Annotated in this window: 19 protein-coding genes and 1 riboswitch; of the genes, 11 read left to right on the top strand and 8 right to left on the bottom strand. The window is 64.6% G+C overall.

The window, feature by feature from the left end; genetic code table 11:
- Positions 1 to 8: 8 nt before the first annotated feature.
- Positions 9 to 1,115 (bottom strand): glycine cleavage system aminomethyltransferase GcvT, encoded by a 1,107-nt coding sequence (gene gcvT, locus AC1RRE_RS14075; protein WP_492981816.1) that lies wholly within the window; start codon positions 1,113 to 1,115, stop codon positions 9 to 11.
- A 171-nt stretch (positions 1,116 to 1,286) separates the two neighbouring features.
- Positions 1,287 to 1,392, bottom strand: a riboswitch (glycine riboswitch).
- A 182-nt stretch (positions 1,393 to 1,574) separates the two neighbouring features.
- Here gcvT and AC1RRE_RS14070 point away from each other — a divergent pair.
- The 10 genes from AC1RRE_RS14070 (at position 1,575) to glcF (ending at position 13,232) form a co-directional block, all read left to right on the top strand.
- Entirely contained in the window at positions 1,575 to 2,117 is a 543-nt protein-coding gene (locus AC1RRE_RS14070) for an Mpo1 family 2-hydroxy fatty acid dioxygenase (protein WP_492981815.1), read from the top strand.
- A 120-nt stretch (positions 2,118 to 2,237) separates the two neighbouring features.
- The gene (locus tag AC1RRE_RS14065; RefSeq protein WP_492981814.1) at positions 2,238 to 3,281 is read left to right on the top strand and encodes a cyclase family protein; all 1,044 of its coding nucleotides are present in this window, start codon (positions 2,238 to 2,240) and stop codon (positions 3,279 to 3,281) included.
- Positions 3,282 to 3,304: 23 nt separating this feature from the next.
- On the top strand, positions 3,305 to 4,852 hold the full coding sequence (locus AC1RRE_RS14060) for an acetolactate synthase large subunit (RefSeq protein WP_492981813.1): 1,548 nt from the start codon (positions 3,305 to 3,307) through the stop codon (positions 4,850 to 4,852).
- 279 nt (positions 4,853 to 5,131) lie between these two features.
- A complete protein-coding gene (locus AC1RRE_RS14055) occupies positions 5,132 to 5,671 on the top strand; it encodes a chemotaxis protein CheW (protein WP_492981812.1) in 540 nt (179 codons plus the stop codon).
- A gap of 255 nt (positions 5,672 to 5,926) precedes the next feature.
- Positions 5,927 to 8,053: a methyl-accepting chemotaxis protein gene (locus AC1RRE_RS14050; protein WP_492981811.1), complete on the top strand. Its 2,127-nt coding sequence runs from the start codon at positions 5,927 to 5,929 to the stop codon at positions 8,051 to 8,053.
- A gap of 131 nt (positions 8,054 to 8,184) precedes the next feature.
- Positions 8,185 to 8,310 carry a type B 50S ribosomal protein L36 gene (gene ykgO / locus AC1RRE_RS14045; RefSeq protein ID WP_324220155.1) on the top strand — a complete coding sequence of 42 codons (126 nt, stop codon included), beginning with the start codon at positions 8,185 to 8,187 and terminating at the stop codon, positions 8,308 to 8,310.
- 143 nt (positions 8,311 to 8,453) lie between these two features.
- Positions 8,454 to 9,194 (top strand): FadR/GntR family transcriptional regulator, encoded by a 741-nt coding sequence (locus tag AC1RRE_RS14040; protein ID WP_492981810.1) that lies wholly within the window; start codon positions 8,454 to 8,456, stop codon positions 9,192 to 9,194.
- Between the two features lie 14 nt (positions 9,195 to 9,208).
- Positions 9,209 to 10,696: an FAD-linked oxidase C-terminal domain-containing protein gene (locus AC1RRE_RS14035; protein ID WP_492981809.1), complete on the top strand. Its 1,488-nt coding sequence runs from the start codon at positions 9,209 to 9,211 to the stop codon at positions 10,694 to 10,696.
- A gap of 3 nt (positions 10,697 to 10,699) precedes the next feature.
- Complete coding sequence (gene glcE / locus AC1RRE_RS14030; protein ID WP_492981808.1) at positions 10,700 to 11,938, top strand: glycolate oxidase subunit GlcE; 1,239 nt, start codon at positions 10,700 to 10,702, stop codon at positions 11,936 to 11,938.
- Between the two features lie 4 nt (positions 11,939 to 11,942).
- On the top strand, positions 11,943 to 13,232 hold the full coding sequence (gene glcF / locus AC1RRE_RS14025; RefSeq protein ID WP_492981807.1) for a glycolate oxidase subunit GlcF: 1,290 nt from the start codon (positions 11,943 to 11,945) through the stop codon (positions 13,230 to 13,232).
- A gap of 1 nt (position 13,233) precedes the next feature.
- Here the strand turns inward: glcF and AC1RRE_RS14020 are convergent, their stop codons facing one another.
- A complete protein-coding gene (locus tag AC1RRE_RS14020; protein ID WP_492981806.1) occupies positions 13,234 to 13,452 on the bottom strand; it encodes a hypothetical protein in 219 nt (72 codons plus the stop codon).
- Between the two features lie 83 nt (positions 13,453 to 13,535).
- Entirely contained in the window at positions 13,536 to 14,036 is a 501-nt protein-coding gene (locus AC1RRE_RS14015; RefSeq protein WP_492981805.1) for a low molecular weight protein-tyrosine-phosphatase, read from the bottom strand.
- A gap of 139 nt (positions 14,037 to 14,175) precedes the next feature.
- Between AC1RRE_RS14015 and AC1RRE_RS14010 the strand changes: the two genes are divergently transcribed.
- Positions 14,176 to 14,676: a nuclear transport factor 2 family protein gene (locus AC1RRE_RS14010; protein ID WP_492981804.1), complete on the top strand. Its 501-nt coding sequence runs from the start codon at positions 14,176 to 14,178 to the stop codon at positions 14,674 to 14,676.
- 3 nt (positions 14,677 to 14,679) lie between these two features.
- Here the strand turns inward: AC1RRE_RS14010 and AC1RRE_RS14005 are convergent, their stop codons facing one another.
- From AC1RRE_RS14005 to AC1RRE_RS13985, 5 genes are read right to left on the bottom strand one after another with little or no spacing between them, the layout of a single operon-like run.
- Positions 14,680 to 15,549, bottom strand: a complete 870-nt coding sequence (locus AC1RRE_RS14005; RefSeq protein ID WP_492981803.1) for a 23S rRNA (adenine(2030)-N(6))-methyltransferase RlmJ — start codon at positions 15,547 to 15,549, stop codon at positions 14,680 to 14,682.
- Between the two features lie 46 nt (positions 15,550 to 15,595).
- The gene (locus AC1RRE_RS14000; protein WP_492981802.1) at positions 15,596 to 15,979 is read right to left on the bottom strand and encodes a nuclear transport factor 2 family protein; all 384 of its coding nucleotides are present in this window, start codon (positions 15,977 to 15,979) and stop codon (positions 15,596 to 15,598) included.
- Entirely contained in the window at positions 15,976 to 16,947 is a 972-nt protein-coding gene (locus AC1RRE_RS13995) for a quinone oxidoreductase family protein (RefSeq protein WP_492981801.1), read from the bottom strand. The genes AC1RRE_RS14000 and AC1RRE_RS13995 overlap by 4 nt, the downstream gene beginning before the upstream one ends.
- A gap of 60 nt (positions 16,948 to 17,007) precedes the next feature.
- Positions 17,008 to 17,856, bottom strand: coding sequence for an AraC family transcriptional regulator (locus AC1RRE_RS13990; protein WP_492981800.1), 849 nt, complete (start codon positions 17,854 to 17,856; stop codon positions 17,008 to 17,010).
- A gap of 4 nt (positions 17,857 to 17,860) precedes the next feature.
- Positions 17,861 to 18,535, bottom strand: coding sequence for a glutathione peroxidase (locus AC1RRE_RS13985; RefSeq protein ID WP_492981799.1), 675 nt, complete (start codon positions 18,533 to 18,535; stop codon positions 17,861 to 17,863).
- Between the last annotated feature and the right edge of the window lie 108 nt (positions 18,536 to 18,643).

The following is an 18,643-nucleotide window of genomic DNA, read 5'->3' as shown; positions in this document are numbered from 1 at the left end:
TCGTCTCCTTACTTGGCGTAGCGTTTGGTGATGAAGGGAAGTTTGGTGACCTTGGCGGGCAGCGCCTTGCCGCGCACCATCAGGCTGAGCGGCGTGTCGGCCTTGGCATGGGCGGCGGCGACATAGCCCATGGCGACCGGCGCATCGACGCTGGGGCCGAAACCGCCAGAGGTGATGACGCCGATCTTCTCGCCATTGGCGTTGAGCACTTCGGTGCCTTCGCGGGCTGGCGCACGGCCTTCGGGCTGGATGCCGACCAGCTTGCGTGCCGGGCCATCCTTCAACTGTTGCTGGATGATGGCAGCGCCGGGGAAGCCGCCGTCTTCGCGGCGACGCTTGGAAATCGTCCAGTTCAGGTTGGCCTCGATCGGCGTGGTAGTGGTGTCGATGTCATGGCCGTAGAGGCAGAGGCCGGCTTCGAGGCGCAGGGAGTCGCGCGCACCGAGACCGATGGGCATCACTTCGGGTTGGCTCAGCAGCCAGCGGGCGAAATCCTCGGCCTGGTCGCCTGGCACCGAAATCTCGAAACCGTCTTCGCCGGTATAGCCCGAGCGCGTGATGAAGGTTTCAAACTTGCCCAGCGCAACCGTCGCGCCCATGCCGAAGCTCATCGCCTGCACGGCGCTGTTCAGCCGCGCCAGGACTGCCACAGCGGCCGGGCCCTGCAGCGCCAGCAGCGCATGGCTTTCCAGGTATTCGATCTCGACGCCCTTCAGGTTGGCGCGGGCATGGGCGATATCGGCGTCCTTGCAGCCGGCATTGAAGACCACGAACAGGTCGCGGTCGCGCTTGTTGACCATGAAGTCATCAAGGATGCCGCCCTTGTCGTTGGTCAGCATCGTGTAGCGCATCTTGCCGACATCCAGCGACTGGATGTCGCCTGGTACCAGCGCTTCCAGCGCCTTGGCCGGATCGGCGCCGGTCATGCGCACCTGGCCCATATGGGAGACATCGAACAGACCGGCGGCGGCGCGGGTATGCTTGTGCTCGGTCATGATGCCGGCGGGATACTGCACCGGCATTTCATAGCCGGCGAAGGGGACCATGCGCGCGCCGAGCTCCTTGTGGAGTGCGTTCAGCGGCGTGACTTTGAGATTTTCGGCCGTATCGCCCAAGCGAGGTTCCCTTGCAGACAGAGTCAGAGTCGAAGCGGCGGATGGTTTCGCCGTTCGCCCCCTCTGTCCGGGAACCTGAGAGATTCGGAGACCGGTCTCAAATAGAAGAGCGGTTCCTTACTCCTTCGGTGGGATTGGGGTTGGACTCCCGATCCGCTTTCCAGAGTGTCGCCAGTCCGGTCGGTCCTTTGGCCTGAGAGTTTCCGGGGCGGTTGCTCCTTCGGCGCGCGGGCCCCCGTATAAAGCACGGGTTTCGCGTCTCTCCCGCCAGACTGCTAGCGACGCTGCGAGAATAGGCGGGACCATATATTAGTCAACGATCTTCCCCGTGACCTTACGGAAGCGCGAAAACACTACGATTGACAACGCTTTAAGGGGCATTAGGGTTATCCACAGAACAGGGATTTTCCGGCGGCTGATGCCGACTCGGAGAATCGATAAAAACTGGAGGAAACCGCGATGAACCCGTTCTTCGTCGAACAGATGGCGATGTACTCGGCCTATCACCGTCACGCCTATAACCGCATCACGCATTTCTTCGGCATTCCGATGATCGTGCTGGCGATCTTCATACCGCTCAGCTGGGTGCAACTGTTCACGCTCTGGGGCGGTGAAACAGTGGTGACGCTGGCCACCGTGCTGTGGTTCGGCACCGGTATTTTCTACATCTGGCTCGATCGCCGCATCGGCAGCGTGATGGTGCTGGTCAGCTTCGGCCTGCTGCAGGTGGCAGAGATGATCGCCATGAAGGGCATGACCACGGGCTGGATCGCCTTCGGCGTCTTCTTCGTCGGCGGCTGGGTGTTCCAGCTGGTTGGCCACGGCTTCGAGGGCCGGCGGCCGGCGCTGGCCGACAATGCGCTGCAGGCGCTGATCGGCCCGCTGTTCCTGGTGGCGGAGACCTTCTTCGCGCTGGGGCAGTGCAGCGATCTGCATGAAGCAGTTGAAGCGCGCTGGCCGCATTACTCGGTGGGCGCGATGCGCGAGCGCGCCGCTGCCTGAACCTTTCAGAACCGGGTGATCCATCAGTCGTAGAGATTGAAAGATCATCCGTAAAAGGGTGTCATGGCCGGGTCCGGGAAATCTTCCTGGCCCGGCCATGATCCGTTTTAAGAGGGCCCAATGACGCAACGCTGGAAGAACCGGCCCGACGGGTCGAACTGGGGCGAGTTCGGTGCTGATGACCGCATCGGGCGCGTCAACTGGATCACGGCCGAGAAGGTGAAGCAGGGCGTGGCCGAAGTGCGCGAGGGCCGCACGTTCTGCCTGTCGCTGCCGCTGGAATATCCGGGCGGCAATCTGCTCAATCCGCGCCGCTTCCCGCCGCAGCTGTTTGCCGTCAACCGCGAGGGCCGCGCCAACATGGCGCTGCCGCTGTCACTGTTCGATCCGAAGCTGACCGATGTCTCCAGCGACGACGCGGCGCTGCTCTATCTGCAGTATTCCACCCAATGGGACAGCTTTGCCCATATCGGCTCGATGTTTGATGCCGATGGCGACGGCAAGCCCGAGCGCGTCTTCTACAACGGCTGGCGCGGCGGCAGCGACGTCCCCGACGTGGAAGATCGCGGCGTGGGCGAGCCGCGCCTGGAGCGTTTTCCCTCCAAGGGTACCGAGGCGCTGGGCATCCACAATTTTGCCAAGCACGGCATGCAGGGCCGCGGCGTGCTGGTCAACCTGAAAGATCTCGTTGGGGAGAAGCGCGAATGGGTCGGCTACGACCTGCTGATGAAGGCCATGGAGGCCCAGAATGTCAGCGTGGAGCAGGGCGACATGCTCTGCTTCTATACCGGCTTCGGCGACGTGCTGCTGTCGATGCAGCGCAAGCCCGATCACCAGCGGCTGGAGAATTCCTGCGCCGTCATCGATGGCCGCGATGCCAAGCTGCGCAACTGGATCACCGACAGCAAGGTCAGTTGCCTGATTGCCGACAACTATGCCGTCGAGGGGCTGCCGGCCAAGGCCGTCGAAGGCAGCCATGCCATGCTGCCGCTGCATGAGCATTGCCTGTTCAAGCTCGGCGTGCCGCTGGGCGAGCTGTGGTATCTCTCCGAACTGGCGGCCTATCTGAAAGAGCACAAGCGCAGCCGATTCCTGCTCACCGCGCCGCCGCTGCGACTGACCGGCGCCGTCGGGTCGCCGTCCTCGCCCATCGCCACAGTTTAAGTCTTTCCATCAGGAGTATTCCCATGAACGGCGCCGAAAGCCTCGTCCGGACCCTCGTTTCGTCCGGCGTCGATACCTGTTTCGCCAATCCCGGCACCTCGGAGATGCATTTCGTCGCCGCGCTGGATCATGTGCCGGGTGTGCGCTGCGTGCTGGGCTTGTTCGAGGGCGTGGTGACCGGCGCGGCCGATGGCTACTGGCGTCTGGCGCGCAAGCCGGCGGCGACGCTGCTGCATCTGGGGCCGGGCCTCGCCAATGGCGTGGCCAACCTGCACAACGCGCGCAAGGCCAGCTCCGGCGTCGTCAACGTCATCGGCGAGCATGCGACGCATCACCTGCAATACGATGCGCCGCTGACCTCTGACATCGAAGGCATCGCGCGGCCGGTGTCGCACTGGATCGGACGCGGCCAGACGGCCGGCGATGTGGCGGGACTGGGGGCAGAGGCCGTGGCGGCGGCCCGCAGCAAAGGCGGTCAGATCGCCAGCCTGATCCTGCCGGCCGATACCGCCTGGAACGAGGCATCGGCCGAGGCAAAACCGCTTGCCGTGCCGGCGCGCGCGAAATCGGATGAAACGCAGATCAAGGCTGCGGCTGCCGCGCTCAAGAAGGCCGGCCCGAATGGCATGCTGATCCTGGGCGGCGATGCGCTGCTGCGCGATGGTCTCAAGTTGGCGGCACGCATCTCGGCGGCCACTGGTTGCCGCCTGTCGAATAACGGCTTCAGCGCCCGCATCGAGCGCGGCGGCGGGCTGCCCAGCGTGGGGCGCATTCCTTTCGTCGTCGATCTGGCGCTGAAATACCTGGCGGATGTGCGCGAGATCGCGTTGGTCGGCGCCAAGCGTCCGGTGGCCTTCTTCGCCTATCCGGGCAAGCCCAGCATCCTGACGCAGGATGGCTGCAACATCACGCCGGTCGCCGAAGTGGAGGGCGATGTGATCGACGCACTGGAGCGTCTGGCTGATGCGGTCGGTGCGCCGAAGAGCGTGCCGGCCTTCGAGCAGCCGCAGAAGCCCGGCCTGCCCGATGGTGCGCCGAACTTCGAGAAGATTGCCGCTGCCATCGCGGCGCTGCTGCCTGACAATGCCGTTGTCGTGGATGAATCCGTTACATCTGGTCGCGGTATCTTCGCTGCGGCCGAAGCCTCCGGCCCGCATGACTGGCTGAACAACATGGGCGGTTCGATTGGCTACAGCCTTCCTGTCGCCGTCGGCGCCGCACTGGCCTGCCCGGATCGCAAGATCGTCGCGCTCACCGGCGACGGCAGCGCCTTCTATACATTGCAGGCACTATGGACGATGGCGCGCGAGCAGCTCAACGTCACCATGGTGATCTTCGCCAACCGCTCCTACGCCATCCTGCGCAATGAGCTGGCCAATGTGGGCGCCGCCAATCCGGGGCCGCGCGCGATCGACATGCTGACACTGGACCGGCCCGATCCCGACTGGGTGGCGCTGGCCAAGGGGCATGGCGTTTCGGGTATCCGCGTCACCGAAATGAATGCTTTCTGCCGGGCTTTTGCGGCCACGCTGGAACAGCGCGGGCCACAACTCATAGAGTTGGTCCTGTAGCAGGCCTACCATCAATTGTTGGTAGTGCGTCCGATCGCGGGTTATTTCTAGATAACCTGTCCGGAGTATTCCGCGATTTCCTTTGCAGGGACCGGGGAAGTTTGCCAATCATAGGGCGTGGATACCCTGAAGCAGCGTGCCGTGTCAGGCCCGTTGCCGGTCGGATAACGAAGGGTCTCTGCCTACCCCCACCGGGCCTTGCGCCGTCCTTGTTACCGGGACGGCGTGACGGCCGCCAAGGGCAGCCTTACTCGAGCCACAACAGAAAGTGTGAGCGTCATGTCTATGCCAGCCACTGTTTCCACCAGCTCTGTCCCCGCCATGGCCGATGCCAAGGGCGGTGCACTGCAGGCGATGGATATGCGCAGCAGCCAGGAAGTCCTGACCTTCACCATCGGTGACCAGAATTACGGCCTCGATCTGCTCAGCGTGCGCGAAATCCGCGCCTGGACCGACGTGACGCCGCTGCCCAATACGCCGCCTTTCGTGCGCGGTGTGATCAACCTGCGCGGCGCCGTGGTGCCGATCTTCGACCTGCGTGTGCGTCTTGGCGGCGGCACGACCACGCCGACCAGCGCCAATGTCGTCATCGTTGTGGAAGTCGGCACTGAATCGGTCGGCCTGCTGGTCGATACCGTCTCTGACATTCTCGCGCTCGACTCCTCGGCGTTGCAACCGGTGCCGGCGACCGCCGCCGATACCGAACAGACCTTCCTGAGCGCGCTGGCGACCCATGAGGACCGCATGGTTGCCCTCATCGACGTCAACCGCCTGTTCAATCGCGGTGTGCCGCAGATCGACGCCGCGGCCGCCGCCTAAAACGCGCTTTTCTCAAATTCACCGAGGCCAGTCGCCCGCGAAAGCGGGCGATTTGCTTTTGCGCGCCGTTTCACCCGTCAGGTCTATATTAAAATTAAACCCATGCGTGTAGTGCTGTGGTTGTATCGGGTGGCGCGTATACGGACATTTCTCAGCCCGGTGTACGGGTATGTGAAAATTAACCCCGTGAGATCAGAACCTTGTGGTAGGTCCAAGAGTGCCGCCTAAGACGGTAGCCGGTGGGGAGAGAAGCCTATGTCAATTGTATCCAGCATCAAAATCGGTCCGCGCGTACTCGCTGTCGTTGCGCTCCTGGCCATTGCCTCGGCCGTGGTTGGCACCATGGGTGTGATTTCCCTCGACCGGTATGAGCGACAGAGCAACGAAATGGGCAGCATCGCGCGCCTGACCCAGTATGGCGAGCGGCTCAATGCGCTGGTCTATGCGGTGGTGATGGATTCCCGTGGCGTCTATATGTCGGATGCGACGGCGTCGCGCCCGTATTCCGCCGGCATCGTCCGTTTCACCGGCGAGATCGAAAAGCTGGTGAAGGACTGGACTGCCGAGATCGGGCCGCAGGCCGCGGCCAGCGATGAAGCAAAGAATTTTCTCACCGTCGTGAACCAGTTCATCCAGTTCCGCCGTGAACTGGCGCGCCTGGGCATTGAAGGTGCACCGGGGCAGGCGCGTGAATTCGGCGACAATGACGCCAACCGTTCCAATCGCCAGGCGCTGAACCGCGCCATCGATGGCATCACCAAGCGCAACGCGGAGCGTCTTGCCGAAGTCGATGCCGACCTGACGCAGTATTACAACGTCCAGCGCCCGCTGCTGCTCGGCGTGACAATTGCCGCGATTGCCGTGTCGGTGCTGCTGGCGCTGTATATCGTTATCGTGACGCTGACCCGTCCGCTTGGCCGCATCGTTGGTGTCATGAATGCATTGGCGCGCGGCGACACCACCACTGCCGTGCAGGGTGAGAAGCGCCGCGACGAGATCGGCGAAATGGCGCGGGCCGTGCAGATATTCAAGGACAACATGATCGCGCGTGAACAGGCGGAAGCGGATGTCGGCCGTCAGCGTGAGGAATCCGAAAAACGGCGTGTGGAGCGCGAGGCACGCGAAAAGGCCGCCGGCGAGGAAATTGCCGCACTGGTCAACAAGGTGGCCGGTGGCGATCTGGCCGGCCGCATCTCGGAATCCGGCAAGGAAGGCTTCTTCCTCTCCACCAGCCAGGAACTCAATCGCCTCACCGCCACGCTGCAGACCATGGCGGGTGAGATGGCCGATGTGATGGGCGGCATGTCGAATGGCGACCTGACCAAGACGGTGCGCGGCGAATATCGCGGCGTGTTCGGCCAGTTGAAGGAAAGCACCAACACGCTGGCGACGCGCCTGCGCGATTTCGCGCTGAACCTAACGCAGACCGCGCAGTCGGTGAAGGGCGCTGCCTCGGAAATCTCGGCCGGCAGCCAGGACCTGGCCAGCCGCACGGAAAGCCAGGCGGCCTCGATCGAGGAAACCGCCGCCTCGATGCATGAGATCACCAGCACGGTGCGCCAGAATGCGGATAACGCGCAGGCTGCCAACCAGCTGGCGACCGTGGCGCGCGATACGGCGGAGAAGGGCGGCAGTGTCGTCGCCGAAGCCGTGGGCGCGGTCAGCCGTATCGAGGGCAGTGCGCAGAAGATCAGCGACATCGTCGGCCTGATCGACGAGATCGCTTTCCAGACCAACCTGCTGGCGCTGAATGCCTCGGTCGAAGCGGCCCGCGCTGGTGAAGCCGGCAAGGGTTTTGCCGTCGTCGCGCAGGAAGTGCGCGCGCTCGCGCAGCGCTCGGCCAATGCGTCGAAGGACATCAAGACGCTCATCGGCGAGTCCAACGCCCAGGTGAAGTCTGGTGCGACATTGGTGAACGAAACCGGCGGATCGCTGACCGAGATCGTCGGCGCCATCAAGAAGGTGTCGGATATCGTGGCCGAGATCGCGGCGGCCAGCCGCGAGCAGGCCACGGGTCTTGATCAGGTCAATACCGCCGTGGGCAGTATGGACGAGATGACCCAGCGCAATGCGGCGCTGGTGGAAGAGACCACGGCGGCAGCCCAGGCGCTGAACAACCTAGCGCAGCAGCTGGCCGAGCTGGTCGGCTTCTTCAAGATCGGGGCGCATGCCCCGGTGGTCGCTCCTGTCGCGGCTGCTGCACCGGCACTGATCCGTACCCCTGCCGCAGCGCCGCCCCCGGCGCCAAAGGCTGCCGCGCCCAAACCGGTCGCCAAGCCGGTCGCCAAGCCCGTCACGAGTCCGGCCAGGCCGGCGCCGCAGGCGCAGATGGCGGCTGCCGCGCCCAAGGCCGGCGGTGATGAGGATTGGCAGGAATTCTAAGGAGTTAAGGGCCGGAAATACCGGCGGGCTTTCCGGTTGACAGGCCGGGGACCCCCCGGTATGGTCCGGCCCACTTTTCCGCCGGGCGGGCAAAGCGCTGCGCCTGGTTTTTTGTTGGTTTTGAGGGTGTCATGAAAGTCGTCAATTCGCTCAAGTCTGCCAAGACTCGCCATCGCGATTGCCGCGTCATCCGCCGCAAGGGCCGGGTCTATGTGATCAACAAGACCAACCCGCGGTTCAAGGCGCGCCAGGGTTAAGCCTTCTAGGGCTAACCCCCTCGCATTGCTGATGTTTTAAAAGGCCCGGCTAGAAACAGCCGGGCCTTTTGCTTTGCGCTTGACGGATCGCACAGATCGGGCAAGTTGTCAGCTTGTCTGACAAATCTGTCCGCCCGAGTCTCATGTCCGCTCTGCCTGAATTTTCCGCCCTCGACCTGCCGCGCGGCACTGGCCTGAGCGCCATGCTGGCCGGGCGGCTGGCGGATGCCATCAGGGCCGGCGAGTTTGGCCCTGGCGACCGCCTGCCGACCGAGAAGCAGCTGGTCGAGCGGTTCTCGGTCAGCCGCGCCGTGGTGCGCGAGGCCATCGCACGGCTGAAGACCGACGGCTTTGTCGAGACGCGGCAGGGTGCGGGCGCTTTCGTGATGCTCAATCCCGGCTTGGCCAATTTCCGCATCGCGCCGGCGGGAATGGATATTGGCCTGCTGGATGCGCAGGACCTGATGCATGTTTTCGAATTGCGCAGCGTCATCGAGGCCGGCATGGCGGAGTTCGCGGCCACCCGCCGCAGCGACCATGACATCGCCGCCCTGCGCGCCGCCTATGCCGGCATGGAGCGGGCGCTGGCGCTGAATGAAGACGCCGGCGCAGCCAGCGATGACGGCTTCCATGCCGCCGTGGCAGCGGCGGCGCATAATCCCTATCTGGCGCAGTTCGCCACCTTCCTCGCGCAGCATTTCTCGGCCACCCGCGCGCTGACCTGGCAGCCGCGGGCGCGCGATGCCGGCGCGGCAGCCGCCTCGCAGGCCGAGCATCTCGCCTTGCTGGAGGCCATCGTGGCCGGCGAGGCGGATGCCGCCGGCAGCGCCGCCCGCACCCATATTGCCAATGCTGCCGCGCGCTATGCCGCGGCGAAGAAATAACCGGAGACTGCCCCATGCTGATGCCGAAACCGGAAGACAATATCATCGCCCAGCGCCTCGACCTGATCGCGGACCTGCGCCGCATCGTGCCGGGCGAAGGCGTGATCGCCGACGAGACCAGCCTGAAGGCGTTTGAATGCGACGGCCTGACCGCCTATCGCCAGCTGCCGCTGGTCGCCGTGCTGCCCAGCAACACGCAGCAGGTCTCGGATGTGCTCAAGCTTTGCAACGCGCGCAACGTCAAGGTCGTGCCGCGCGGCGCCGGCACGTCGCTATCGGGCGGTGCGCTGCCGCTGGCCGATGGCGTGCTGCTGGGCCTGGGCAAGTTCAACAAGGTGCTCGACATCGACTGGGACAACCGCTGCGCCGTGGTGCAGCCGGGCGTCACCAACCTAGGCATCACCCGCGCGGTCGAGCATCGCGGCTTCTATTACGCGCCGGATCCCTCCAGCCAGATCGCCTGCACCATCGGCGGCAATGTGGCCGAGAATTCCGGCGGCGTGCATTGCCTGAAATACGGTCTCACCACCAACAACATCCTCGGCCTCGAGATGGTGCTGATGAATGGCGACGTCATCCGGATCGGCGGCAAGCATCTCGACTCTGAAGGTTATGACCTGATGGGCATCATCTGCGGCTCCGAAGGCCTGCTAGGCGTCATCACCGAGGTCACTGTGCGCATCCTGCCCAAGCCGGCGACGCAGCGCGCGCTGCTGGCCGGTTTCCCGACATCGGAGTCCGCCGGTGACTGCGTGGCCAAGGTGATCGCCTCAGGGATCATTCCGGGCGGCATGGAGATGATGGACCGTCCCGCGATTCACGCGGCCGAAGACTTCGTGCATGCCGGCTATCCGCGCGATGTCGAAGCCCTGTTGATCATCGAGCTCGACGGGCCTTCCGCCGAGGTCGACGACCTGCTGGTGCGGGTGAAGGCGATTGCCGAGGCCTGCGGCTCGGTCTCCTTGCGCGTGTCGCAGACCGAAGACGAGCGTCTGACCTTCTGGGCCGGCCGCAAGGCGGCATTCCCGGCGGTGGGCCGCATCTCGCCCGACTACCTTTGCATGGACGGCACCATTCCACGCAAGACGCTGCCGTTGGTGCTGACCCGCATGGGCGAGCTGTCGGAGAAATACGGCCTGCGCGTCGCCAACGTGTTCCATGCCGGCGATGGCAACCTGCATCCGCTGATCCTCTACGATGCCAACAATCCGGGTGAGCTGCAGCGCGCCGAGGATTTCGGTGCCGACATCCTGCGGCTCTGCGTCGAGGTCGGCGGCGTGCTGACCGGCGAGCATGGCGTGGGCGTGGAGAAGCGCGACCTGATGCCGGCGATGTTTTCCGAAGCCGACCTGGCGCAGCAGATGCGCGTCAAATGCGCCTTCGATCCCAACCACCGCCTCAATCCGGGCAAGGTATTCCCCGTGCTGCATCGCTGCGCCGAATTGGGCCGCATGCATGTGCACAAGGGGCAACTGGCCTTCCCCGACCTGCCGAGATTCTGAACCATGCCACAGACCTTCATTCCTTCGGGCACAACCGATGTGGTCGATGCGATCCGCTGGGCCGCCGCCGAACAGCGGCCGCTGGAGCTGCAGGGCCATCGCAGCAAGGCCGGCCTCGGCCGCCCGGCGCAGACCGAATACGCACTCGACCTCAGTCGCCTCAGCGGCGTGCTGGATTACGAACCGGCCGAACTGGTGATCACACTGCGGCCCGGCACGCTGGTCAGCGATGTGGAGAAACTGCTGGCCGCCAGCAACCAGCAGCTTGCCTTCGAACCGCCGGACCTTGGCCCGCTCTGGGGCCATCCCGCCGGGCGCGGCACCATCGGCGGCGCCATCGGCTGCAACCTTGCAGGTCCGCGCCGTTTCAAGGCGGGCGCGGTGCGCGATCATCTGCTTGGCTTCACGGCGGTCTCTGGCCGTGGCGAACTGTTCAAGGCCGGCGCCAAGGTCGTGAAGAATGTCACTGGCTACGACCTGCCGAAACTGGTCTGCGGCGCTTATGGCACGCTGGCGGCGCTGACCGAAGTGACACTGAAGGTGCTGCCGGCGTCCGAAAAGACCCGCACGGTGCTAGTGCTGGGCCTGGACGACCGCAAGGCGGCGCAGGCGATGGCGGCGGCGGCCAGCTCGCCGCATGAGGTATCGGGTCTTGCGCATCTGCCGGCCGATGTCGCGGCGCTGTCGGGCGTGGGCTACGTGGCGCAAGCCGGCCACAGCATTACGGCGATCCGCGTCGAGGGCACGGATGTTTCGGTAAAGGCGCGCTGCGAAGCCTTGCGGGCGCTGCTGCAGCCCTTTGGTGCGCTGGAAGAATTGCATTCGATGAATTCGGCCTGGCTGTGGCGCGAAATCCGCGATGTGGCCTGTTTCGTGCTGCCCCAGGAGGCCGTGCTCTGGCGCCTGTCGCTTGCGCCGCTCGATGGCGCGGCCGTCGTGGCGGATGTCCTGGCAGCGCAGCCCGAGGCGAAAGCCTTCTACGACTGGGCCGGTGGTCTGGTCTGGCTTTCGATGCCGGCCTCGGCCAATGCCGATGCACCGTTGATCCGCCGTCTGGTCGGCCAGCGCGGCGGCCATGCCACGCTGATCCGTGCCGAGGCCAGCGTGCGCGCCGCCCAGGCGGTGTTCCAGCCACAGGCCGAGGCGCTGGCGGCGCTCAATCGCCGCGTGAAGGAAAGCTTCGATCCGATGAATATCCTCAATCCCGGCCGCATGGCGCCCAGCAGCCACGGCGGAGCATAACGACATGCAGACCAGCTTCTCCATTGCCCAGCTCAGCAATCCGGACATCGCCGCCTCCAACGATATCCTGCGCAAATGCGTGCATTGCGGCTTCTGCACGGCCACATGTCCGACCTATGTGCTGCTGGGTGACGAGCGCGACAGTCCGCGCGGCCGCATCTACCTGATCAAGCAGATGCTGGAGGGCGGCGAGGCGGCCACGGAAGAAACCGTGCGCCATGTCGATCGCTGTCTGTCCTGCCTCAGCTGTATGACCACCTGCCCGAGCAGTGTGCATTACATGCATCTGGTCGATCATGCGCGCGCCCATATCGAGGAGACCTACAAGCGCCCGCTGATGGACCGTCTGCTGCGCGGTGTTCTGGCCAGGGTACTGCCCAATCCAGGATTATTCCGTCTCAGCCTGCGTCTGGCGCAGATCGGAAAGTTGTTCCGCTTCCTGCTGCCGGCACGCCTGAAGGCGATGGTGGCGTTGGCCCCGGCCTCGCTGTCGGCGCCATCTGCGCTGGACCGTCCCCAGGTGTTCAAGGCTGAAGGCGAGCGCCGCATGCGGGTGGCGTTGCTCACCGGCTGCGCCCAGCGTGTGCTGGACCCAGAGATCAACAGCGCCACCATCCGGTTGCTGACGCGGCATGGCTGCGAGGTGGTGGTGTCACAGGGGGCGGGTTGCTGCGGCTCTCTGTCGCATCACATGGGGCGCGAGGATGATGCGCATGGCTTCGCGAAAGCCAATATCGCCGCCTGGCATCGTGAGGCCGAGACAAACGGCCTCGATGCCATCGTGATCAACACCTCGGGTTGCGGCACGACCATCAAGGATTACGGCTTCATGCTGCGCAGCGATCCGGCCTGGGCCGAGAAGGCGGCAAAGGTTTCAGGCCTGGCCAGGGATGTGACGGAAGTGCTGACCGTGCTGGGCATCGCGCCGGACGGCAAGGCCGCGCCGTTGACGGTGGCTTATCACAGCGCCTGTTCACTACAGCATGGCCAGAAGATCACGGGCCTGCCCAAGCAGTTGCTTATGCAGGCAGGCTTCACCGTGCGCGACGTGCCCGAGGCGCATCTGTGCTGTGGGTCGGCGGGGACTTACAACCTGCTGCAGCCCGAACTGGCCGGGCAGTTGCGCGATCGCAAGGTGAAGAATATCCGGAGCGTGGAGCCCGATGCAGTAGCGGCGGGCAATATCGGCTGCCTGGTGCAGATCGGCAGCGGTATGGACGTGCCGGTGCTGCATACCGTGCAGCTTCTGGACTGGGCCACGGGCGGGCCGCGTCCGGCAGGACTGAAAGGCTAGTTTACTTCTTGGACTGCGCTGCGGACTCGATCCGGGCGCGGCACTGTTCCTCGGCGACCATGCGCTGCTGCTCGGTCATGCCCTTGCCGCCAGCTTTCATGCTGATGCGCATTTCCTTCATGCAGGCTTCGCGGGCGACAGCCGTGCTGTCCTGAGCCAGGACGGGGAGGGCGATACTGGCCGCCAACAGGGCGGCAAAAGTGAACACGACGGGGCGCATGGTTTGGCATCCTTCAGGCGTAACGCCGCAGATGTATGGCATAAACCCGCGCAGCAGAAGGTAACTTTTCAATCACCGGGCAGTCAGTCCCGGATATTGATCCGGCTCCGGACGTCTTCGATCAGCGCTTCGCTTACCGTGCGGCACATGTCCCAGACGGTTTCAAAGCCATCCGGGCCGCCATAATAGGGATCGGGCACAACTCGGCCGAACTGCGGCGCATAGGAGAGGTAGAGCTTCACCCGGTCGCGGTATTGCGGCGGGCAGAGCCGCAGGAGCTGGGCGTAATGCCCTTCATCCATGGCCAGAATGAGGTCGAACCGGGCGAAGTCTTCCAGGGTGACCTGACGGGCGCGCAGGGTGCTGAGGTCGACGCCGTAGCCGTGGGCCGTGGCCACGCTGCGCGGGTCGGGCGGATCGCCGATGTGATAGTCATGCGTGCCGGCGCTGTCGACCCGGACGCGGGCGTCCAGTCCCGCTGCGCGCAGCATATGGCGCAGCAGGCCATCGGCGGTGGGCGAACGGCAGATGTTGCCAGTGCAGACCATCAGGATGGCGAAATCGTGAGCGGCGGGCTGTGTCATCGCCGGGCAGGGAAGCATGACGTCGGGACAGCCGCAAGGGAGACCGGCGCAAGGGAGACTGGCGCAAGGGAGGCTGTCGCAAGGGAGATCGGCGCACAGGACTACCATGCCGGCGCGCGGCCCTCTAAAATGGTGGCCGATGACACAGCCGCCCGACGACGAGACTGCGCTGCTGGAGGCCAATGGAGCCTTCTACCGCGCCTTCGCCAACCGCGACATCGACGCCATGGCCGGGCTATGGGCCAAGGCCGCGCCGGTCTGCTGCATCCATCCCGGCTGGCCGCCGCTGATGGGCCGCGAGGCTGTGCTGGAAGGCTGGCGTCGCATCCTGGCCAATCCCTCGCAGCCGCCGCTGCAGATGATGGCTCCGCGCGTGACGCTGTGGGGCGATGTGGCGCTGGTGCTGTGCTTTGAGCGAGTGGATGACCAGTATCTGATCGCCTCCAACATCTTCGTGCGCGAGGGCAAGGGCTGGAAGCTGAGTCATCATCAGGCCGGTCCGGTCGCCACGCCGCCGCCGGGCGGCGCCAGCAATGACGATCCCGATCCCGATGACGAAGGTCTGGGCGAAGACGACGACGATCTGGATGAAGAGGATGACGATGACGACGATACGCCGCCATCGGGGACCATTCACTAGTCGCTAATCGCCCTTCACCAGGGCCTGCATGCGGGCACCGCCGCCGGTTTCGCGGATCATCCGGCTTTTCAGGAAGTCCAGCATCGGCTGCAGGGTCTGCGCAAGCTGCCAGGGCGGATTGATGATCAGCAGGCCGGATCCGTTCATCTGGCCGGCTTCCTTGGCGGAGCGCACCGTCAGCTCGACGCAGACGGTTTCACTCTTCAGGTCTTTGACCAGATCGGTTTTCCAGCGCTCGATGATGCGCTGCTCCTTCACCGGATACCAGACAGCGATCTGGCCGGTGACCCAGCGCTGATGCGTGTTCAGGATCGCTTTGGTCAGCGTCTCGAATTCATCCTTGGCTTCGAAGGCCGGGTCGATCAGCGCCAGGCCGCGTCGCGGCGTCGGCGGCGTCAGGGCCTTCAGCGCGGCAAAGCCGTCGCGATGCTGAATCTGGATGCGGCGGTCATGGCCGAATTCATCAGCCATGTTGCCTTTCAGCGTCTCGGCATCCTGCGGATGCAGTTCGCAGAGCGTGACCCGGTCATCGTCACGCAAGCTTTGCGCCAGCAGCCAGGGCGAGCCGGGATACAGACGCAGGCCACTGCCGCCGGCCTTCAGTTCTGGATTGAGCCGCTTCAGCGCTGCCGTGTAGCGCGGCAGAATCTTGTCGGCCGCCGGATCGGCCAGTACGGCGCCGATGCCGAAGCGGTATTCGCCACTGCGCTGGGCTTCGCTGGAGGCAAGGTCGTACAGACCGAGGCCGGCATGGCTGTCGATCAGGTGCACCGGACTGGGCTTGCGGTGGAAAGCGTCCAGCAGCTCCAGCAGCACGACATGCTTGAGCACATCGCCGAAATTGCCGGCATGAAAGGCGTGGCGGTAGTTCATGCCGGCTTGATAGAGGATCGGGGCGGGCTTGGCTATGCGAATCCCGCTATTTCGCCGCTTTCAGCCGCCACAGGGCGTTGACGATCACCCATTGGCCGTTCCAGCGGCAAAGCTGCAGGTGATCGGTCCAGTGCTGCATGTCCACGCGCACCGTAGCGATATCCTCATCCACGGCCAGGATGGCGATGTCGCGCAGCCGTTGATCGGCGGGCACGGGCGACTTGCCTGCGATCAGCCGGATCAGGCCGAGCGCGCTCATCGCATCAAGGCGCGACGACCCGTCCAGATTGCTGCGGACGATGCGCTTGGCCAGATCGGGATGCAGGCAGCGGGCGATCCGGTCCGCATCGGCGTCGTAGCCGCCATCGACGTAATCGGCGGCGATGGCCAGGATGGCGATTTCGGTTGCGGGATTGATTGCGGTGCTCATGGCGTCAGGACAATCGAGCCGGTGGTCTGGCGGCTTTCCATCGCGACATGGGCCTGGGCTGCGTCGGCGAGCGCGAAACGCTGGCTGATGCGCGGTGTCAGGATACCGGTCCCGATCAGGGAGAACAGCTCGTCGGCATTCGCCTGGAAATCCGCACCTTCGTTGAAGGCCGCCACATTCGGCATGGTGAAGAGCAGCGCGCGGCCGAAATAGTCGCCCAGGCGGATTGCCGGCGCTTTACCGGAAGCCGAGCCGAAGCTGGCGATCATGCCGCGCTTGCGCGTGGCGGCGATGGAGGTTTCGAAAGTGTCCAGCCCGACGGAATCGCAGGCCAGCGCGACGCCCTTGCCGTCTGTCACATCCATCACGGTCTTCAGGATGCTGTCGCGGTCATAGCCGACGACGACATGCCGGCAGCCGTAGCTGCGCGCCAGATCGGCCTTTTCGTGGTTGGACACGGTACCGATCATGGTCAGGCCAAGATGCTGGGCCCATTGCGCGAACAGCAGGCCCACGCCGCCGGCGGCGGCATGGAACAGGACGGCATCGCCGGCCTGCAGCGGGTAAAGGCGACGCAGCAGGTAATGCGCGGTGAGGCCCTTGAGCAGGCTGGCCGCGGCGACAGCCGTGTCGATGCCGGCTGGCAGACGCACCAGGCGATCGGCAGCGATGCTGCGTCTGTCGGCATAACCACCCAGGCCGCCCATATAGGCGACCCGGTCGCCGATCGCGAAGCCGGTGACGCCGCTGCCCATGGCCTCGATCATGCCGGCGCCTTCGCCGCCCAGGATGGCTGGCAACTGCGGCAACGGGCTGTCGCCGCGCCGGTACAGGATATCGAGGAAGTTCACGCCGATGGCGTCCTGCCGGATCACCACCTCGCCCTTGCCGGGCATCGGGGTCGTTGTCTGTTCAGCTTTCAGCACGCCGGCATCGCCGGTCTGCCGCATCATCACTGCTGTTGTCATTGTACCCTCCAAAAGAGAGGCTACAGATAGACAAGGCCGTGCTGGACGGTTTGACCGGTTCTATCGATTTTTTGTCCGCAACGATCGTCCGTAGCGGCCGGGGGCTACGTGATACTGGCGCTTGAAGGCGCGGGTCAGTGCCGCCTCGGACTGGTAGCCGCAGCGCGCGGCGATCACGGCCAGGGAATGCTGGCCGCTGGCCAGCAGTTCGGCGGCGCGCTTCATCCGGTATTGCGCCAGATAGCGCAGCGGCGGCAGCAGCAGGGTGTTCTTGAATTGCCGCACAAAGGTCGGTGATGACATATGCGCCAGCTTGGAAAGGCTAGCGACTGTCCAGGCGCGCTCGGGGTGCCGATGCAGGGCCGCCAGTGCGGCGCCGATCTGCTTGCCGATGCGGCCGGGCGAGGGCAGGCCGGCCATCTCGGTGGACAGGTGGCGGCGTGAGGCGAAGGTGAAGAACATCTCCAGCATGCGCTGGACCACCAGATTGCTGCCGGCGCTGTCGGCGGCCAGTTCGGTGCTGATCACGTCCAGCGTCATCTGCTGCCAGCTGGAGCCGAGTTCGGTCTGCGGGCAGAGGAACAGCAGGTCGGGCAGGCGCTGCAGCAACGGGGCGGCGATATGGCGGTCGATCTCGAAATGGCCGCTGATCAGACCGGCGGATTTGCCGTCCTCGGGTTTCGCGGTGACGGTGTCGCTGCGGGGAAAGATGGCGATGTTGCCGGGCTTGAGTCGGCAGGTCCAGGTGCTGTTGTCGGATTCCAGCCGGCAGATGCCTGAACGGGCGATCAGGAAACCGATATGGCCGCCGGCATCCAGCCGCATGCTGCGGCGCGGACCCAGATGATGCTGCCCCACCACGACCGCCTCGAAGGCGGCCGAGCGCAGCAGTTCCGACAGAAAGTCCATCAGGTTACGCTTTGGCCTTCTGCAGCGCGGCCTCGATGGCCCTGGTCACCTTGGCATCGGTCGGCTTGACCGGGGTGGGGAAGACCTCGACCAGCGCGCCATCGGCGCCGATCAGATATTTGTGGAAATTCCATTTCGGCAGCGCGCCTTCGCCAAGTTCCTTTGCGATCCACTGATAGAGCGGGTGGGCATTGGGGCCGACCACGGCCTGCTTGTCGGTCAGCGGGAAGTCGATATCGAAATTGACCTCGCAGAAATCCTTGATCTGTGCTGCCGAGCCCGGTTCCTGCGCGCCGAAATCGTTGGACGGCACGCCCAGCACCACCAGGCCCTTGTCGCGATAGGTTTTGTAGACAGTTTCCAGATCGGCATATTGCGGCGTGAAGCCGCATTGCGAGGCGGTGTTGACCAGCAGCACCACCTTGCCTTTGAACTGCGTCATCGGCATCGGCTTGCCATCAATGCCGGTGAACTCGAAGTCATGGGCACTCATTCCGGTACTCCCTCTGCTTTTGTTTTGCGCTGGCGCATCGACGCTCGGCCACAGGGCGGCCAGGCCGGCGGCGATCCAGGGCAGGGACAGCAGGCCGCCGACCAGGCGCCGGCGCAGCGGCAGTCTGCCGCCGGTGACGTCTGCGGCAACGCCTTGATTCGTCTCGCCCTTGTGCGGATCGGCCATGGATTCACCCTCCTTTAACGCAACTTAAGCTTCACTATAGCGTTGCCCTTCCGGCGGGCCAGTGCCATTTCGGCCCGTTTTTCGCCCGGTTCCCCCGAGGCCTGGATC

This window comes from Ferrovibrio sp. GW821-FHT12D07, from assembly GCF_058807275.1.
This window is presented reverse-complemented; position numbering and strand designations above follow the sequence as displayed.

What these genes read in the sequence shown, in the direction of transcription:
- AC1RRE_RS14070 (WP_492981815.1), top strand. Translation starts at nt 1,575, where the DNA reads ATGAACCCGTTCTTCGTCGAACAGATGGCGATGTACTCGGCCTATCAC.
- AC1RRE_RS14065 (WP_492981814.1), top strand. Translation starts at nt 2,238, where the DNA reads ATGACGCAACGCTGGAAGAACCGGCCCGACGGGTCGAACTGGGGCGAG.
- AC1RRE_RS14060 (WP_492981813.1), top strand. Translation starts at nt 3,305, where the DNA reads ATGAACGGCGCCGAAAGCCTCGTCCGGACCCTCGTTTCGTCCGGCGTC.
- AC1RRE_RS14055 (WP_492981812.1), top strand. Translation starts at nt 5,132, where the DNA reads ATGTCTATGCCAGCCACTGTTTCCACCAGCTCTGTCCCCGCCATGGCC.
- AC1RRE_RS14050 (WP_492981811.1), top strand. Translation starts at nt 5,927, where the DNA reads ATGTCAATTGTATCCAGCATCAAAATCGGTCCGCGCGTACTCGCTGTC.
- ykgO (WP_324220155.1), top strand. Translation starts at nt 8,185, where the DNA reads ATGAAAGTCGTCAATTCGCTCAAGTCTGCCAAGACTCGCCATCGCGAT.
- AC1RRE_RS14040 (WP_492981810.1), top strand. Translation starts at nt 8,454, where the DNA reads ATGTCCGCTCTGCCTGAATTTTCCGCCCTCGACCTGCCGCGCGGCACT.
- AC1RRE_RS14035 (WP_492981809.1), top strand. Translation starts at nt 9,209, where the DNA reads ATGCTGATGCCGAAACCGGAAGACAATATCATCGCCCAGCGCCTCGAC.
- glcE (WP_492981808.1), top strand. Translation starts at nt 10,700, where the DNA reads ATGCCACAGACCTTCATTCCTTCGGGCACAACCGATGTGGTCGATGCG.
- glcF (WP_492981807.1), top strand. Translation starts at nt 11,943, where the DNA reads ATGCAGACCAGCTTCTCCATTGCCCAGCTCAGCAATCCGGACATCGCC.
- AC1RRE_RS14020 (WP_492981806.1), bottom strand. Translation starts at nt 13,452, where the DNA reads ATGCGCCCCGTCGTGTTCACTTTTGCCGCCCTGTTGGCGGCCAGTATC.
- AC1RRE_RS14015 (WP_492981805.1), bottom strand. Translation starts at nt 14,036, where the DNA reads ATGACACAGCCCGCCGCTCACGATTTCGCCATCCTGATGGTCTGCACT.
- AC1RRE_RS14010 (WP_492981804.1), top strand. Translation starts at nt 14,176, where the DNA reads ATGACACAGCCGCCCGACGACGAGACTGCGCTGCTGGAGGCCAATGGA.
- AC1RRE_RS14005 (WP_492981803.1), bottom strand. Translation starts at nt 15,549, where the DNA reads ATGAACTACCGCCACGCCTTTCATGCCGGCAATTTCGGCGATGTGCTC.
- AC1RRE_RS14000 (WP_492981802.1), bottom strand. Translation starts at nt 15,979, where the DNA reads ATGAGCACCGCAATCAATCCCGCAACCGAAATCGCCATCCTGGCCATC.
- AC1RRE_RS13995 (WP_492981801.1), bottom strand. Translation starts at nt 16,947, where the DNA reads ATGACAACAGCAGTGATGATGCGGCAGACCGGCGATGCCGGCGTGCTG.
- AC1RRE_RS13990 (WP_492981800.1), bottom strand. Translation starts at nt 17,856, where the DNA reads ATGGACTTTCTGTCGGAACTGCTGCGCTCGGCCGCCTTCGAGGCGGTC.
- AC1RRE_RS13985 (WP_492981799.1), bottom strand. Translation starts at nt 18,535, where the DNA reads ATGGCCGATCCGCACAAGGGCGAGACGAATCAAGGCGTTGCCGCAGAC.